At 74.7% G+C, this 16,734-nt stretch carries 12 protein-coding genes; 2 read left to right on the forward strand and 10 right to left on the reverse strand.

Annotated features, from left to right (window positions below):
- Window positions 1–123 precede the first annotated feature (123 nt).
- Complete coding sequence (locus FB457_RS29510; RefSeq protein WP_486589177.1) at window positions 124–1,701, forward strand: FAD-dependent monooxygenase; 1,578 nt, start codon at window positions 124–126, stop codon at window positions 1,699–1,701.
- 70 nt (window positions 1,702–1,771) lie between these two features.
- On the opposite strand, the gene dapF is transcribed toward FB457_RS29510, so the two are convergent.
- The 3 genes from dapF to miaA all read right to left on the reverse strand — a co-directional run bounded on the left by dapF (window position 1,772) and on the right by miaA (window position 4,217).
- Complete coding sequence (gene dapF / locus FB457_RS29515) at window positions 1,772–2,638, reverse strand: diaminopimelate epimerase (protein WP_047018442.1); 867 nt, start codon at window positions 2,636–2,638, stop codon at window positions 1,772–1,774.
- A 68-nt stretch (window positions 2,639–2,706) separates the two neighbouring features.
- Entirely contained in the window at window positions 2,707–3,165 is a 459-nt protein-coding gene (locus FB457_RS29520) for a hypothetical protein (RefSeq protein WP_047018443.1), read from the reverse strand.
- 113 nt (window positions 3,166–3,278) lie between these two features.
- Window positions 3,279–4,217, reverse strand: a complete 939-nt coding sequence (miaA, locus tag FB457_RS29525) for a tRNA (adenosine(37)-N6)-dimethylallyltransferase MiaA (protein ID WP_047018444.1) — start codon at window positions 4,215–4,217, stop codon at window positions 3,279–3,281.
- A gap of 180 nt (window positions 4,218–4,397) precedes the next feature.
- Between miaA and FB457_RS29530 the strand changes: the two genes are divergently transcribed.
- On the forward strand, window positions 4,398–4,634 hold the full coding sequence (locus tag FB457_RS29530; protein WP_047018445.1) for a hypothetical protein: 237 nt from the start codon (window positions 4,398–4,400) through the stop codon (window positions 4,632–4,634).
- Between the two features lie 63 nt (window positions 4,635–4,697).
- On the opposite strand, the gene FB457_RS29535 is transcribed toward FB457_RS29530, so the two are convergent.
- The 7 genes from FB457_RS29535 to FB457_RS29570 form a co-directional block, all read right to left on the reverse strand.
- Entirely contained in the window at window positions 4,698–5,420 is a 723-nt protein-coding gene (locus FB457_RS29535) for a class III extradiol ring-cleavage dioxygenase family protein (RefSeq protein ID WP_145783825.1), read from the reverse strand.
- A 159-nt stretch (window positions 5,421–5,579) separates the two neighbouring features.
- Window positions 5,580–7,076, reverse strand: a complete 1,497-nt coding sequence (miaB, locus tag FB457_RS29540) for a tRNA (N6-isopentenyl adenosine(37)-C2)-methylthiotransferase MiaB (RefSeq protein WP_047018446.1) — start codon at window positions 7,074–7,076, stop codon at window positions 5,580–5,582.
- An 86-nt stretch (window positions 7,077–7,162) separates the two neighbouring features.
- Complete coding sequence (gene hflX, locus FB457_RS29545) at window positions 7,163–8,659, reverse strand: GTPase HflX (protein WP_145783827.1); 1,497 nt, start codon at window positions 8,657–8,659, stop codon at window positions 7,163–7,165.
- A 182-nt stretch (window positions 8,660–8,841) separates the two neighbouring features.
- Window positions 8,842–10,425: a M1 family metallopeptidase gene (locus FB457_RS29550; RefSeq protein WP_486589178.1), complete on the reverse strand. Its 1,584-nt coding sequence runs from the start codon at window positions 10,423–10,425 to the stop codon at window positions 8,842–8,844.
- 57 nt (window positions 10,426–10,482) lie between these two features.
- The gene (locus FB457_RS29555; RefSeq protein ID WP_047018449.1) at window positions 10,483–12,735 is read right to left on the reverse strand and encodes a RelA/SpoT family protein; all 2,253 of its coding nucleotides are present in this window, start codon (window positions 12,733–12,735) and stop codon (window positions 10,483–10,485) included.
- A gap of 97 nt (window positions 12,736–12,832) precedes the next feature.
- Window positions 12,833–14,887 carry an ATP-dependent DNA helicase gene (locus tag FB457_RS29565; protein WP_253911447.1) on the reverse strand — a complete coding sequence of 685 codons (2,055 nt, stop codon included), beginning with the start codon at window positions 14,885–14,887 and terminating at the stop codon, window positions 12,833–12,835.
- Window positions 14,888–14,927: 40 nt separating this feature from the next.
- Window positions 14,928–16,727 carry an IucA/IucC family protein gene (locus FB457_RS29570; RefSeq protein WP_145783830.1) on the reverse strand — a complete coding sequence of 600 codons (1,800 nt, stop codon included), beginning with the start codon at window positions 16,725–16,727 and terminating at the stop codon, window positions 14,928–14,930.
- Between the last annotated feature and the right edge of the window lie 7 nt (window positions 16,728–16,734).

Consider the following 16,734-nt stretch of genomic DNA (forward strand, 5'->3'; position numbering starts at 1 on the left):
GAAGCCCTCGGCTTGACTGCGGTGTGCGGCAGTGGGTTGCATACCCCCTGTGATCGCGCACCGGGCTCCCCACCCCTTAGTACGTAGGCACCATGGCGCCGGAGGCGCATCACCGTGGACCCGGTGATCATCGTCGGGGCGGGCCCGGTCGGGCTCGCCCTGTCGTTGGCTCTGGCACGGCACGCGGTCCCCACCGTCCTCCTCGACGACCGGCCCGCCGGCGACGCCGAGGAGGACGGCAGGCCCGCGGGACCGCGCCCGGCCCGTACCGCCGTGCTGCGCCCGCACACCACCGCGTTCCTCGACCGCCTCGGCGCCGCGGAGATCCGCGAGCACGGCGCTCCGCTCGCCGGCTGGCGCGTGCTGCGCGGCGGCCGGACACAGGTGCGGGTGGAGTTCGGCGAGGCCGCGGGCCCCGCCCCGCTGCACGTCGCCCAGTCCGCTCTGACCACCACGCTGGCGGCGCTCGCCGACAACTCCCACCACGTGGAGGTCTTCCGCGGCAGCCGGCTGACGGAGCTGACGCAGGAGCCGTACGGCGTCAACGTCCGCACCCGGGCCGGGACCTGGTGGCGCGGGAGCTGGCTCGTCGGCTGCGACGGCGCCCGTTCGACCGTGCGCAAGCTGCTGGAGGTGCCGTACGCCGGCCGCACGGCCGTCGAGCGGCACGCCGTCGCCGCGGTACGGGCCGACCTGCCCTGGACCGGCGAGGGCGTGCTGTACCGCGGCGCCCCGCGCAGCGGACCCGGCGCCGAGTGCGTCGCCAGGCCGCTCGGCGACGACCGGTGGCGGCTGGACTGGCTGCTGCCGCCGGGCGGCGGCGTCGTCACGCCGGAGGCCCTCGTCGCGCGGCTGGAGGCCACCCTGCGCGTCTGGACGGGCACCCGCCACCCCTCGTACGAACTCCTCGACACCGGCGTGCACACCGTCCACCACCGGCTCGCCCGCCGCTGGCGCCGCGGCCGCACGCTGCTCGCCGGGGACGCCGCGCACCTCGTCGGCTCGCTGGGCACCCAGCAGCTCGACGAGGGCCTCGCCGACGCCGAGAACCTCGCCTGGAAGCTCGGCCGTGTCTGGCACCAGGCAGGACGCGACGACTCCGGCGACGACCTCGTCGACACCTATGTCACCGAGCGCCGCGGCGCCATCACCGCCCGGCTGCGCGCCGCCGACCAGGTCCGCCCGCTGCTGCGCCGTGCCGGCGGCCTCCGGGCGGCGGTGCGCGGCAAGTCGGCGGCGGAGCTGCTGACGGACGGCCACCTGGGCCGCGGCCGGATAGGCGGCCCGCCGGTGTACGCCACGGCGCCGACGGGTCTGGACGGGGCGGTGGAGGTGGGCACAGCACCCGGCGCCCGGGTCGACGACGTCCACGTGATCGCCCCGGACGGTTGGACGGGCCGGCTCTCCGAACGGCTGGGGGGCGACCCCCTGGTGGTGCTGGTCGCCCCCGGCACCCGGGTCTGGGACCGCAGCCGCTGGATGCAGGCGGGGCTGATGCCGAAGCTGGTGCGGCTCGTGGGCGAACTCCCCGTCCGCGCCCGGCTGCTGGTCGCGGAGACCTACCCGGGCGCGGCGCCGCACACGGTCCTCTACATCCGCCCGGACGGCCATCTGATGGCCGCGCTTGCGGGGGTGCGCGAGGAGTCGATGCGGCTGTGCGCGAACCGGATGCTGGGCCGGCCTGACGACGCGGAGGAGTAGCCGCGCGGAGGAGCGGGGGCCGAGGAGTGGGGACCGGGGAGCGACGGGCCAGGGCAGCGGCCGCCGCCGGCTAGATCCAGCCGGCCGCCGTGTCGCCTTCGGCGACGATGAGGGCCGGGCCCGTCATCTCCACCTCGCCGTCGGGCTGTTCGGTCACCACGAGGCGGCCACCGGGCACGTCCACGGTGTATGTCTCCGGGCGGCCCGTCGCCGCCGGGTCCACCCCGTCGCGGCGGGCGGCGGCGACGGCCACCGCGCACGCGCCCGTACCGCACGAGCGGGTCTCGCCCGAGCCGCGCTCGTGGACCCGCATCGCCACGTGCCGCGGGCCGCGGTCCACGACGAACTCCACGTTCACACCCTGGGGATACGCCGACGCCGGCGCGACACCCGGCGCCTCGTACAGCCGCCCCGCGTCCGCGAGGTCGGCGACGAACGCCACCGCGTGCGGATTGCCCATGCCCACGTTGCGCGCGGGCCAGCTCCGCTCGCCCACCGTGACCGTCACCTCGGCGTCCGGCCCGGCGGCGAGCGCCGCCCGGCCCATGCCGACCGTGATGTCGCCGTCCTTGGCCAGGTGGACCCGCCGCACCCCCGCGCGCGTGCCGACCGCCAGGTCGCCGCTCTCCACGAGACCGGCGTGCTGGAGATAGCGGGCGAAGACCCGCACCCCGTTCCCGCACATCTCGGCGACGCTGCCGTCCGCGTTGCGGTAGTCCATGAACCACTCGGCGTCGGCGGCCATCCGCCGTCCCTCCGGGTGCGCGTCGGACCGCACGACCCGCAGCAGGCCGTCACCGCCGATGCCCGCCCGGCGGTCGCAGAGCCGGGCCACGGCGGCCGGGGACAGGTCGATGAGACCGGCCGGGTCCGGGACGATCACGAAGTCGTTCTCGGTGCCGTGTCCCTTGAGGAAGTGCAGTCGCGCGGTGCTCACTCTGTGATCGTAACCGTCCGCGCCGACAACGCCCCGGCGACGGGGTGGGACCGGGCTCCGGGCGCCGGTCAGCCCAGCCGGGCCACCCGCCAGACGGCCAGCGCGACGACCGCCGCCACCGCCACCGCGTACAGCAGCGCGATCCGCCAGTCCGCCCGCCGCCCCGAGCCGCGCCGCGGCAGCCCCGGCAGCGCGAGACCCACCCGGCGCGCGGCCATCATGGCCCAGCCGGCGGCACAGCAACTGATGAGCAGGCCGAGCATCGCGACGACGGGACCGCCGCCGCCGAACTCGAAGGCCAGCGGGAACGCGAACATCAGCGAGCCCAGCGCGGCCAGCGCGACGATGGGGGCGAGCTGCCAGAAGCGGAGCAGCCGCGGCGGGCGCAGCTCGCGGAAGGACTCCTGGCCCACAGGCTCCGGCGCGTCGGTGAGATCCCCCGCGAGGTCGTCCGCGGGCTCTGCCACGGGCCCGGCGATCCGGTCGTCCCGCGGCTCCCGTCGACTGTCACGAGGGCTGGCCTCCATAGCCACGTGCCCTCCCAACCTCCGGCGACTTTCAGGCTTCCCAGCTCGTCTCGATGATGGCACGGCGGGGAACACCCGCAGTGCCACCGAGGCGTCCCGATGCCATGACGTGATCAGCCTGTGACCGACCGTTCGAGTAGGTCACACGCGGTGTCCGGAAGACGGTCACGGTCGGCCTCCGAGCCGCTGATCCAGTGCACGCGCGCGTCGCGCCGGAACCACGTCTCCTGCCGCCGCGCGAACCTCCGGGTGGCTCCCACGGTCTCGTCCCGGGCCTCCGCTTCCGTGCACTCGCCGGCGAGGAACGCCAGCACCTGCTGGTACCCCAGGGCCCTGGCGGCGGTACGGCCCTCACGCAGCCCTTCCGCTTCCAGCCGCCGCACCTCGTCCACCAGACCGGCCCGCCACATCCGGTGCACACGCCGCTCGATCCGGTCCGCCAGTTCCGGCCGCGGCACGGCGATGCCGATCTGGACGGTGTCGTAGACCGACTCGTGCGCCGGGAGGTTGGCCGTGAAGGGGCGGCCGGTCAGCTCGATCACCTCCAGGGCCCGGACGATCCGGCGGCCGTTGCCCGGCAGGATCGCGGCGGCGGCGTCCGGGTCGGCGGCGGCCAGGCGCGCGTGCAGCGGCGCCGGCCCCGCGGCCGCCAGCTCCGCCTCCAGGCGGGCGCGGACGGCGGGGTCGGTGCCGGGGAAGTCCATCGCGTCGACGGCCCCGCGCACGTACAGCCCGGAGCCGCCGACGAGCACCGCGGTGCGGCCGAGGGCGCCGAGCCGGTCGATCTCGGCGCGGGCCAGGCGCTGGTACGCGGCGACGCTGGCGGTCTCCGTGACGTCCCACACGTCGAGCAGGTGGTGCGGCACGCCCTGCCTCTCCGCGGGCGTCAGTTTGGCCGTGCCGATGTTCATCCCCCGGTAGAGCTGCATCGAGTCGGCGTTGACGATCTCGCCGCCGAGCCGCCGGGCGAGCGCGATCCCGAGCTCGGACTTGCCGGTGGCCGTGGCCCCGACGACCGCGACGACCTGGGGACGGGGGGTGGTCTCTGTCACGCGGCAAGTCTCGCAAACAACGGGACACCCCTCGAACGAGGGACGTAACGCGGTGTCCTCGGGGTCGTTTCCCGTTCCGAGGTTCCGAACGCCGGTTTACGGACCGGGCCCCCGGGCGGCGCAATGAGCCGCTCCGGACGGCGCGGAATTTCGCCCACACGAGTCAGTTATGGAGTAGAGATGGGCGTTTTTGCCAAGCTTCTTCGTCGCGGCGGATCGAGCGGGGAGGGGCAGGCCGCCAAGGAGCCGGCGCCCGCCGCGGAACCGCCGGCCGGGGAGGCCGCGGCGACCGCGGCGCAGCCGGAGGCCCCTGGGGAGCCGGCGAACGCGGAGGCCGCGGCCCCCGCGGGGATCCCGAAGCAGCAGTCGGCCGAGGGGGCTGCGGACAGTGACGCGGGCGACGAGGCCCGCAAGTAGGACCCTGGGGGCGCGCGGCCCCGTACGGGGCCCGCGGCCTCCGGGCCGCCGCGGCGGCGGCCGTCAGGACCAGGTGGCGACGAAGTAACCCACGCCGTACGGCGCCTCGTTGTACAGAATTGCTCCGCGCAGGGCGGCGCTCTCCGCCGCGCCCGCGGCGACCTGCCAGCCGGCGCGGCCCGCGGCCTGCAGCTCCGCGGCCAGCTCCGCGTCCAGCGCCGCCAGGGCGGCGGCGTCCGCGGCGCCGAGCGCGCGGGCCGCCGCGGCGTCGAAGCCGGCCGCGCGCTCGTCGTAGTAGCCGGGGGCCTTCTGCGTACGGCGCGCACTGCCGTCGCCCAGCACCAGCAGCGCCACCCGCCCGGCCTTCGCGGCGATCTCCCGGCCCGCCGCCGCGCAGCGCTCGCCCGCCAGCGGCTCGCCGACGCCCAGCCCTTCCACGGGGGCGCCGTTCCACTCCGCCCGCTCCAGCAGCCAGGCGCCCACCGCGAGCGACGGCGGCAGCTCCCGTCCGCCGGGATCCCGCTCCGCGTCGCCGGCCGGCCCGAGCCGTACCGCGAGATCCACCCCGTAGCCCCGGAACGACCCCTCGGCCCCCTGCGGATACGGGCCCCGCCCGGACTCCGCCGCGGGCCCGACGACGACCAGCAGGTCCGGCCGCGCCGCCGCCAGCACCCCCACGGCGTCCATACACGCCGCTCTGAGCGCCTCCAGCTCGTGGGCGGCACCAGCGGCCACCTCGGGCACCAGCAGGGGCGGACACGGGCAGCAGGCGGCGGCGACGAGCATGAGCCGCAGCCTAGCCGCCCCGGCTCCGGCGTCCGGCGCGTCCGGCGATCACGGCAGGGACGTCCCCGGGAGCTGCCCTGCGCGCGCGTACGTCGCACGCGGCGGCAGCGGACCGGGCGTACGGGAATCAGGGCTTCCGGGCGCACCCGTCGGAGCCGGTCAGTGCGCCGCGCAGCCCTGCGCCGCCGGCAGCGGATCCGGGACGCCCACCTTCGGCAGGCCCAGCAGCACGCCCGTGCCGCCCGCGTCGGGAGCCGCCTGCCGCGCCGCCCAGGCGTCGCCGGAGCGCGTGCGGCGTACCGCCCGCGGCGGGGCCTCCGCCAGCAGGTGGTGCGGCGCCGCATACGTGATCTCGACCGTCGCCATGTCGCCCGGCCGCACAGGATCCTCCGGCCGCGCGAAGTGCACCAGCCGGTTGTCGGGCGCCCGTCCCGACAGCCGCCGCGTGGCGCCGTCCTTGCGGCCCTCGCCCTCGGCGACCATGACCTCCAGCACCCGGCCGACCTGTTTCCTGTTCTCGCCCCAGGAGATGTCCTCCTGGAGGGCGACCAGCCGCTCGTACCGCTCCTGCACGACCGCTTTGGGCACCTGCCCCGCCATCTCCGCCGCCGGCGTCCCCGGCCGCTTGGAGTACTGGAAGGTGAACGCCTGCGCGAAGCGCGCCTCGCGCACCACGTGCAGCGTCTGCTCGAAGTCCGCCTCGGTCTCGCCGGGGAAGCCCACGATGATGTCCGTGGTGATCGCCGCGTCCGGGATCGCGGCCCGTACCTTCTCGATGATCCCCAGGTACCGCTCCTGCCGGTACGAGCGCCGCATCGCGCGCAGCACCGTGTCCGAGCCGGACTGCAGCGGCATGTGCAACTGCGGCATCACGTTCGGCGTCTCGGCCATGGCCTCGATCACGTCGTCGGTGAAGTCCCGCGGGTGCGGTGAGGTGAAGCGCACCCGCTCCAGGCCCTCGATCCGCCCGCAGGCCCGCAGCAGCTTCCCGAACGCCTGCCGGTCGCCGATGTCGGACCCGTACGCGTTGACGTTCTGCCCCAGCAGCGTGATCTCGCTGACGCCTTCGGACACCAGCGCCTCGACCTCGGCGAGGATGTCGCCGCTGCGGCGGTCCTTCTCCTTGCCGCGCAGCGCCGGGACGATGCAGAAGGTGCAGGTGTTGTTGCACCCGACGGAGACCGAGACCCACGCGGCGTACGGGCTCTCCCGCCGCGTCGGCAGCGTGGAGGGGAACGCCTCCAGGGACTCGGCGATCTCGACCTGCGCCTCGCGGGCCACCCGCGCGCGCTCCAGCAGCACCGGCAGCTTGCCGACGTTGTGCGTGCCGAAGACCACGTCGACGTACGGGGCGCGGCTCACGATCGTGTCGCGGTCCTTCTGCGCGAGGCAGCCGCCGACCGCGATCTGCATGCCGGGCTTCGCGGCCTTCTTCGGCGCGAGCTGGCCGAGGTTGCCGTACAGCCGGTTGTCGGCGTTCTCCCGTACCGCGCAGGTGTTGAACACGACCACGTCCGCGGTGCCGGCGTCCGGCTCCGCGCGGACGTAGCCCGCCTCCTCAAGCAGCCCCGACATCCGTTCGCTGTCGTGGACGTTCATCTGGCAACCGAACGTCCTGACCTCGTACGTGCGCGGCTGTGCGACTTCCTCGGGCATGCCAGCGATCATCCAAACGGCGACGGGGGTTCACGGACGGGCCGCCGGGGCGGCCCGTCCGTCAGTCTACGGCTTCGGCGACCGCCTCAGTCGGCCTGTCCCGCGGGGGCGTACCGCCTCAGCTCGGCGGCCAGTTCCTCGTGGACCAGGGCCTTGAGCAGCGTGCCCGCGGCGATGTGCTCCTCCACGAGCACCTCGCCCTCGTCGTGCACGCGCGAGACGAGCCCGCCCTTCGTGTACGGCACGACAGCCTCGATCTCGACCTGCGGGCGCGGCAGCTCCACGTCGATGAGCGCCTTCAGCTCCTCGATGCCCTCGCCGGTCGACGCCGAGACCGCGATCGCCCGCGGCTCGATGCGCAGCAGCCGGCGGAGCACGTCCGGGTCCGCGATGTCCGCCTTGTTGATCACCACGATCTCGGGCACGGACGTCGCGCCCACGTCGCGGATCACCTCGCGCACGCTGACGAGCTGCTCCTCGGGCGCCGGGTGGGACCCGTCGACCACGTGCAGGATCAGGTCGGCGTCGCCGACCTCCTCCATGGTGGAGCGGAACGCCTCGACGAGGTGGTGCGGCAGGTGCCGTACGAAGCCGACCGTGTCCGCCAGCGTGTAGAGCCGGCCGCTGGGTGTCTCCGCCCTGCGCACGGTCGGGTCGAGGGTGGCGAACAGCGCGTTCTCCACCAGCACGCCCGCGCCCGTGAGCCGGTTGAGCAGCGAGGACTTGCCCGCGTTCGTGTAGCCGGCGATGGCCGCCGACGGCACGTTGTGCCGCTTGCGCTCCTGCCGCTTGACGTCCCGGCCGGTCTTCATGTCCGCGATCTCCCGGCGGAGCTTCGCCATCTTCTCGCGGATGCGCCGCCGGTCCGTTTCGATCTTCGTCTCACCGGGGCCGCGGGTGGCCATGCCGCCGCCCGCCGAGCCCGAGCCGCCGCCGCCCATCTGCCGGGACAGCGACTGCCCCCAGCCGCGCAGCCGCGGCAGCATGTACTGCATCTGCGCGAGCGCGACCTGCGCCTTGCCCTCGCGGGACTTGGCGTGCTGGGCGAAGATGTCGAGGATCAGCGCGGTGCGGTCCACGACCTTGACCTTGACGACGTCTTCGAGGTGGATGAGCTGGCCGGGGCTCAGCTCACCGTCGCAGACGACCGTGTCGGCCGCGGTCTCGACCACGATGTCGCGCAGCTCCAGCGCCTTGCCGGAGCCGATGTACGTCGCGGGGTCGGGCTTCTCGCGGCGCTGCACCACGCCGTCGAGCACGAGCGCACCGGCCGTCTCGGCGAGCGCCGCCAGCTCCGACAGCGAGTTCTCGGCCTCCTGGGCCGTACCGGAGGTCCACACGCCGACGAGCACGACCCGCTCCAGCCGGAGCTGCCGGTACTCGACCTCGGTGACGTCCTCCAGCTCGGTCGACAGACCGACGACGCGGCGCAGCGCCGCGCGGTCCTCGCGGTCGAACTGATCGCCGTCGCGATCGGCGTCGGATCCGGCACTCCACGCGGCTTCGGCTTCCATGAGGGCCTCGGCACGCAGGCCTTCCGGGAGACGCTGATCGTCTTGGGGAAGGTGGGTGGGAGAAGTCATCGGATCCTTGTCTGTGAGAGCGGTTCTCTGCTTCTGCGACAACGCCCCGCAGACCCGGAGGATTCCCCGCACGGCGGGCGTCGTGGCATCCACGATGGTCGCACGCTGCCGCACGGGCGTCACCCGCTTTACCGCCCGCGGGGGCCCGCGGGCGGCCCCGGCGGGCCCGCGGGCACGGCGGCTCAGCGCACCGGCTTCCCGGCCTCCGGGGGCTCGGCGCCCTTCGCGGGCCGGGCGGGCGCGGCGGCCTTCCCGGGCGTCGCGGGCTTGGCCGCCTTCCAGCCGGGGTGGCCCGGCATCGGCGGGGTGCGCTCGCCGTACAGCCAGGAGTGCAGGAAGTCCTCCAGGTCGCGGCCGGCGACCTCGGAGGCGAGCGCGACGAAGTCCGCGGTGCCGGCGGTGCCGTCCCGGTGGCGCGTCACCCACGCCCGCTCCAGCTTCTCGAAGTCCGGTGCCCCGATCTCCTGGCGCAGCGCGTACAGCACCAGCGCGCTGCCGTCGTAGACGACCGGGCGGAACAGCTCCAGTTGGCCGCCGTCCGCTGGCCGCCGCGGCGCGGCCGGCGGGCCGTCTGCCCGCCGCCAGTCGTCGGACTGCCCGTACGCCGCGCGCATCCGGCGCACCAGGCTGCCGCGGTCGTGCCGCTCGTCGGTGAACAGCGCCTCGTACCAGGTGGCATGGCCCTCGTTCAGCCACAGATCCGACCACCTGCGCGGCGTCACGCTGTTACCGAACCACTGGTGCGCCAGCTCGTGCACGAGGACGCCCTCGGCGCGCTTCGGGTGCTGGGCGACGGCCCGCAGGAAGTCGCGGCCGAAGACCGACAGCGTCTGCGTCTCCAGCGCGAAGTTCAGCGGCGCGTCCACGGACAGCACGCCGTACGACTCCAGCGGATAGCGGCCCACGTACCGCTCCATCCAGGCGATCTGCGCGGACGTGCGGTCGACGACGGCGCGGGCGGTGCGCCGGTCGCGCTCGGGGACGACGTGGCGCAGCGGCAGCCCGTGCGGGCCGGTGCCCCGCAGCACGGCGGAGCGGCCGATGGAGACCTGCGCCAGCTCCGTGGCCATGGGGTGCGCGGTGCGGTACGTCCACGTGGTGCGCGCGCCGGCGCGCTCGCGGGACAGGCGCAGGCCGTTGGCGACGACCGTGAGGTCCTGGGGCGCGGTGACGCGGAAGGTGAAGCGGGCCTTGTCCGCGGGGTGGTCGTTGCCGGGGAAGACGCGGTGCGCGGCGTCGGCCTGGTTGGCCATCGCCAGCCCGTCCTTCGTACGGATCCAGCCGCCGCCGTTGCCGCGGGGGTCGCTGGTGTGCCGTACGGCGATGCGCAGCGGCTCGCCCGGGTGCAGCGTGCGCCCGGGGGTGACGACGAGGTCCTCGCCCGCGCGCGCGTGGGCGGCGGGGCGGCCGTTGACGGTGACGTCGCGGACGGTGCCGTGGGTGAAGTCGAGGTTGATGCGGGGCAGCCGGCCGGTGACGCGGGCCGTGATCTCGGTGCGGGCGGTCAGCGGGGCGTCGTTGCGGCCGGGGTAGGCGAGGGCGATGTCGTAGCCGAGGACGTCGTAGCCGGGGTTGCCGAGGTGCGGGAAGAGCGGGTCGCCGATGCCGGCGGGGCGGGGTGGACCGTCCTGTGCGCCGGTACGGCCGGGCGCGGCCGGCGCGGTGGAGACGGCCGGTGCGGCCGGTGCGGCGGCCAGGGTGGCGAGGACGGCGGCGGCGAGCAGGGCGTGGCGCAGCGGACGGCGCGGGTGGACGGAGCGGAGCATGCGCTACCGCTATCAGCGGGTGACCCCCGCGTGCCGCCGACGCGGCAGCGGTGCACTCTAACGAGTGCGGGCGCGCAGCCCGGGCGCCTGCCCGTCCGCGCCCGCGGGGTGCTGGGCGCGGGAGACGTCGTACACCCCGGGCACCTTGCGCATCGCGCGCATCAGCCCCGGCAGCCCCGCCGGGTCGGGGAGCTGCAGCGTGTACGTGTGCCGGACGCGCTGCTCGTGCGGCGGCTCGACGTCGGCGGCGACGATGGCGACGCCCTCGGCGGCGATGGCCTCGGTGAGGTCGGCGAGCAGATGGGCCCGTACGAACGCCTCCGCCTTGAGCGTCACCCGCAGGTCGGCGGGCGGTGCGCCCTCGCCCGTACGCCAGTGGACCCGCAGCTCGCGGCGGCCGGCTGCGGCCATCCGGGCCACGGTGGCGCACTGCGCCCGGTGCACGGCCACGACGGCGCCGCCGCGGATGACGAACCCGGTGACGGCGTCGGGGGGCACGGGCGTACAGCAGCGGGCGAGGCGGGGCGTGGCACCTGGCAGCTCGGCCACGGCGGGCTCGGCGGCGCGCGGGATGCCGTCGGCCGGTGCGTCGCCTGCGGGTACGTCGTCTGCCGCTACGTCGTCTGCCGCTACGTCGTCTGCCGGTGCGTCGGCCGCCGGTACGCCGACGGGGGCGGCGGCCTCGTCGTGGGCGCGGGAGCCGGGCGCGGCGGGGGCGGCCGGGACGTAGTCGGCCGGGAGGGGGATCGCCGCGTCGGCGGGCTGCGCCGCCGGGTGGTCACCCAGCCAGCGGGTGATCGCGATGCGCGCCGCGGGCGTCTGCGCGTGGTCCAGCCACTCCGGCGCGGGCCCCGACGCCTCCGGCGCCAGCAGCAGCGTCAGCGCGTCGCCGTCCCGCAGCCGGGTCCCGAGGCCCGCGAGGCGCCCGTTGACGCGCGCGCCCACCAGCGTGTGTGCCGTCTCCCCGTGGCGCGCGTACGCCGCGTCCACACAACTGGCGCCCGCGGGCAGCACCAACGGCCCGCCCGGGTCGCAGAAGACCGTGATCTCCTGGTCGGGGGCGAGGTCTTCGCGTAAGGCGGACCAGAAGGCGTCGGGGTCGGGCGTGGCGCGCTGCCACTCCAGCAGCCGCTTCAGCCAGTCGCCCACCTGGCCGGCCGCGGGCCGTGCCAGCGGGCTGGTCAGCGCCACCACCCCGGCCTCCGCGACCCGGTGCATCTGCCGGCTGCGTACCAGCGTCTCGACGACGTACCCGCGCTGGTCGGCGACAGCGGTGTGCAGCGACTGATAGAGGTTGAACTTCGGTACCGCGATGAAGTCCTTGAACTCCGCGGGCACGGGCTTGAAACACGTGTGCAACTCACCCAGCACCGCGTAGCAGTCGGCCGCCTCCGGCACCAGCACCAGCAGCCGGCCGAAGTCCGTCCCGCGCAGCTCCCCGCGCTTCTGCAGCACCCGGTGCACCGAGACGATGTGCCGGGGCCGGATGGCGACCTCCGCGGTGATGCCGGCGGCGTGCAGGACCTCGCGCATCTCGGCCGCCGTCTCCTCCAGCGGGTCCGGCCTCCCGGCGTTCGCGAGCAGCAACTCACGGCTGCGCGCGTAGTCCTCGGGGTGCAGGACGGCGAAGGCCAGGTCCTCGAGCTCGGTCTTGATCGCCTGCACGCCCAGCCGCTCGGCCAGCGGGATCAGCACATCATGCGTCACGCGCGCGATGCGCACCTGTTTCTCCCGGCGCATCACGCCCAGCGTGCGCATGTTGTGCAGCCGGTCCGCGAGCTTGATCGACATCACCCGCACGTCGCTGCCGGTCGCCACCAGCATCTTGCGGAACGTCTCGGGCTCGGCTGCGGCCCCGTAGTCCACCTTCTCCAGCTTGGTGACGCCGTCGACGAGGTACGCCACCTCCTCGCCGAAGCCCGACCGCACCTGATCGAGCGTCACCTCGGTGTCCTCGACCGTGTCGTGGAGCAGCGAGGCCGTCAACGTCGTGGTCTCGGCGCCGAGTTCGGCCAGGATCAGGGTGACGGCCAGCGGGTGCGTGATGTACGGGTCGCCGCTCTTGCGCATCTGGCCCCGGTGCGCGTCCTCGGCGAGCAGATACGCCGTACGCAGCGTACGGATGTCGGCGTCGGGATAGAACCCGCGGTGCGCCTTGGCCACATGCTCCAGGGCGTGCGGCAGACCATCCCGCGACGACGCGCCGCCCAGCAGGGCCACCCGGCCCAGCCGGCGGAGATCGAGGCGGGCCATGCCGCGTCGGCGGGGACCGCCCGCCGGATTGCCCGGACTGCGGACCTCTGCGCTCAATCGGCACCTCCGGCAGCTCACCGGCTCCCGTGCCGGTACTTGATGCTACCGAGCCCATCACGCAGTGCCGCACGGCTCTCGCCCAGCGTGGTCCAGATCACCCATTCGAGCGATCGGCCCTTGCGGAGGCGTCGATTGCCGCCAGCGAACGACGTACCTGGTTGCGGTCGGTCGTATACCAGAAGTCCGGCATGGAGGCGCGGAGATAGCTTCCGTAACGGGCCGTCGCCAGCCGCGGGTCGAGCACCGCGACGACGCCGCGGTCGCCCGTGGCCCGTACGAGCCGGCCCGCGCCCTGCGCCATGAGCAGCGCCGCGTGCGTCGCCGCGACCGCCATGAAGCCGTTGCCCCCGGCCTTCTCCACGGCCTCCTGCCGTGCGGTGGCCAGCGGGTCGTCGGGGCGGGGGAAGGGGATGCGGTCCATCACCACCAACTGGCAGCCGGCGCCCGGGACGTCGACGCCCTGCCACAGCGACAGACTGCCGAACAGGCACGTCGCCTCGTCCGCCGCGAAGCGCTTGATCAGCTCGCCGAGCGTCTCCTCGCCCTGCAGCAGCACCGGGACGTCGAGCCGGCCGCGCAGCTCCGTGGCCGCCGCCTCGGCGGCCCGCTTGGAGGAGAAGAGGCCCAGCGTGCGCCCGCCGGCCGCCTCCACCAGCTCCGCCAACTCGTCGAGCATGTCCTTGCGCGTGCCGTCCCGGCCCGGCCGCTCCAGATGCCTGGCGACGTACAGGATGCCCTGCTTGCGGTACTCGAAGGGGGAGCCGACGTCGAGCCCCTTCCAGACCGGGGCACCCTCCTCGCTGCTGCCCTCCGGCGGCAGTCCCAGCGAGGCGCCGATGCCCGCGAAGTCGCCGCCCAGCTTGAGCGTCGCCGACGTGAGCGTCACCGAGCGGTCGCTGAACACCTTCTCGCGCACCAGCCCCGACACCGACAGCGGAGCCACCCGCAGCGACGCCCCGAACCTGTCGTGCCGCTCGAACCACACCACGTCGAACTCCGAGCCCTGCGTGATCCGCTCGGCGACCTCCTGCACGTTCTCCACCGAGGCGAGCGCGAGCCGGCGCACCACGTCCTCGTCCTGCACGGAGGAGTCCCGGGTCGTGCCCAGCGCGGAGATGACCGTACGGGAGGCGTCCCGCAGCGCCAGCAGCGCGTACCCCAGATCCTCGGGGACCGGCTCCAGGCGGCCCGGCAGCGCCAGCTCCATCAGCCGCTCGAAGCTCTCCGCGGCCGTCTGCAGGGCGTCCGCCGCCTTCTCGTTGACCAGCTTCGCCGACAGCCGCACCGCGCGGTTGACCCGCCCGGGAGTCAGCTCGCCGGTGGCCACGCCGGTCACCCGGGAGACCAGCTCGTGCGCCTCGTCGACGATGAGCACCTCGTGCGGCGGGAGCACCGGGGCGCCCTCCAGGGCGTCGATGGCCAGCAGCGCGTGGTTCGTGACCACCACCTCCGCCAGCTTCGCCCGCTCCCGCGCCGCCTCCGCGAAGCACTCCGGGCCGTACGCGCAGCGCGCCGCGCCCAGGCACTCCCGGGCCGACACCGACACCTGCGACCAGGCGCGGTCCGAGACGCCCGGCGTCAGCGAGTCACGGTCGCCGCTCTCCGTCTCGTCCGCCCAGTCGCGCAGCCGCAGCAGATCCTGGCCGAGCTTGCTCGACGGCTGCGACGACGCGCTCTCGAACGGGTCGAAGAGCCCGGCGCCCAGGTCCGGGTCGTCCTGCGGCACGCCCTCGTGCACCCGGTGCAGACAGAGGTAGTTCGACCGCCCCTTCAGCGTGGCGAACTCCGGACGGCGGCGCAGCCGCGGGTGTAGCGCCTCCACCGTGCGCGGCAGATCGCGCTCGACGAGCTGCCGCTGCAGCGCCAGCGTCGCCGTCGCGATCACGACCCGCTCGCCGTGCGCCAGCGCCGGCACCAGGTAGCCCAGCGACTTGCCCGTCCCCGTCCCCGCCTGCGCCAGCAGGTGCGAGCCGTCCGCGATCGCCTCCGCGACCGCCTCGGCCATCGCCACCTGGCCCTCCCGCTCGACGCCGCCGACGGCGGCCACGGCCGCATGGAGCAGTTCGCGCAGCTCGCTGCGGTCGTCGGAGCCGTCGTGCGTGGGGGTGCCGGCGCCTTCGACGGGCGCGAGGACGTTCTGGTCTGCCATGGCACGCAACCCTAAGGGGCCGCACTGACAGTGACGGCCGTCACGTCGAGTGAAGAGGGTTGGGTACGGTGCCGTCGACGGCGGCGTGCGGGCGCCGGGCCCGGTCGCGGTAGCCGTCGAGGTAGAGCCGGTTCCGGTTCAGGCAGAGCCGGTCGATGCGCGGTGCCAGCAGGTCGAAGAGCGCGAAGCGCTCCTTCAGCTCGGGGAACCGCCGCTGGTAGCGCAGGATCTCCGCCCGTACGAGGCCGAAGAACTCCGCCTCCGGCACGCCCAGTTCGTCTGCGCACAGCGGCGCCAGAAAGCGGAAGACGCCGACGAAGAGCCCCGAGTGGATGAACTGCGGCAGGAACTCCGGCGGCTCCGTCAGCAGAGTGCGGCGTACGTCGCCCGGCATCCCGGCGTGCTCCGGCAGCGGCTTGGAGCTGACGTTGACGTCATCGACGAAGTCCTTCACCGCCAGCCGCACCGGTACGTCCGCGCCGTCGAAGACCACCACGGCGTTCTCGCCGTGCGGTGAGAAGACGGTGCCGTAGCGGTACAGGAAGTGCAGCAGCGGCGGCAGCAGGGCGCCGAAGAGCCGCGCCAGCCACGCGCGGGGCGCGAGCCCCGAGCGGCGTACCAGCTCGGCCGTGAGCGAACGCCCGCCGGCGTCCGTCCACAGCAGGGCCGCCAGCGTCCTGGCCCGCTCCCCGGGGTCCAGCAGCGGGCCGACGGGCTCGCGCCAGATGCAGCCCAGCAGCTCGCGGTACTGGTACGGGACGCCCGGCAGGGAGTCGTAGAGCGGATGGCGCACCGTCACGCTCGCGGTTTCGCCGAGCAGCAGGACACGCGTCTCCTCGGCGAGGAAGGGGTCCGCGTCCCGCATGCCGTGCACCCAGCGGGTGACCATGGGGGCCGCGAGGGTGCGCTCGGTGGGCAGGCCGCGCCAGACCAGCGTGTTGAGCACGGACAGCGGCAGCTTGACGGAACGTGCCTGCGGACGGCTGAGGTTGAGGAACGTACGCACCGACTGCTGCGGCAGCCACATGTCGGCGGGGCCGGCGTCCGGCGGCAGCGGGATCACGAGCCTGGCGGCGACCTGCGGTGCGTAGAGCGTGGCGACGGTCTCGTCCCACTGCCACGGATGGACGGGCAGCCACAGGTACGCGTCCGGGTCCCGGCCGGCCGCGGCGACCGCGGCGGCGAACCCCGCGCGCGTGGCGTCGTCCAGCTCCTCCGCGTACAGGTCCCCGGGGCGGGCGAGGGCGGGCACGCCGCGGTACTCGGCGAGCGAGCGGTGCACCGCCAGCCACGGCAGCCGCCGCGGGAGGCGGGCCTCCGGGGCGTACGCGGCGGCGTCGGCGGCGGAGAAGCCGATGCGCCCCTTGTTGGCCACGAGCCACGGGTGGCCGGTCTGGTGGCCCTCCAGCTCGGCGTAGCCGAGGTCGGCGAGGCGGGCGGCGGAGGGGGCCCCGCAGGCGAGGCGGACGTCGGCGGCGAGGGTCGCGGTCAGCTCGCGGATCAGGTGGCCGGTGGTGTCGCCGGCCAGCCGCAGGAGGCCGTCGTGCGCCTGCGCGAGGAAGCGCAGCGGGTCGCCGTCGGGGGTCAGGGACCCGGGATCGACGCGCCAGTGGCCGTACGGTCCGCGGCGGGCGGTGAAGCGGTAGGTCACCTCGTCGGTGACCGGGAGGCGGTAGGAGTACCGGCCGTGGCCGGCGGGGCCGGGGCGGGGCCCGGGTCCCGGGTCGGGCTCGGGGGTGACTATGCCCTCGTAGGCGAACTCGCCCAGCATCTTGGCTAGCAGCCGGCGGGCGGCCAGATCCCAGTCGGTTCTGCGGGTGGTATTCGCGGCGTCGGACAAGGGCGTT

The sequence above is a fragment of the Streptomyces sp. CNZ287 genome, from assembly GCF_007827615.1.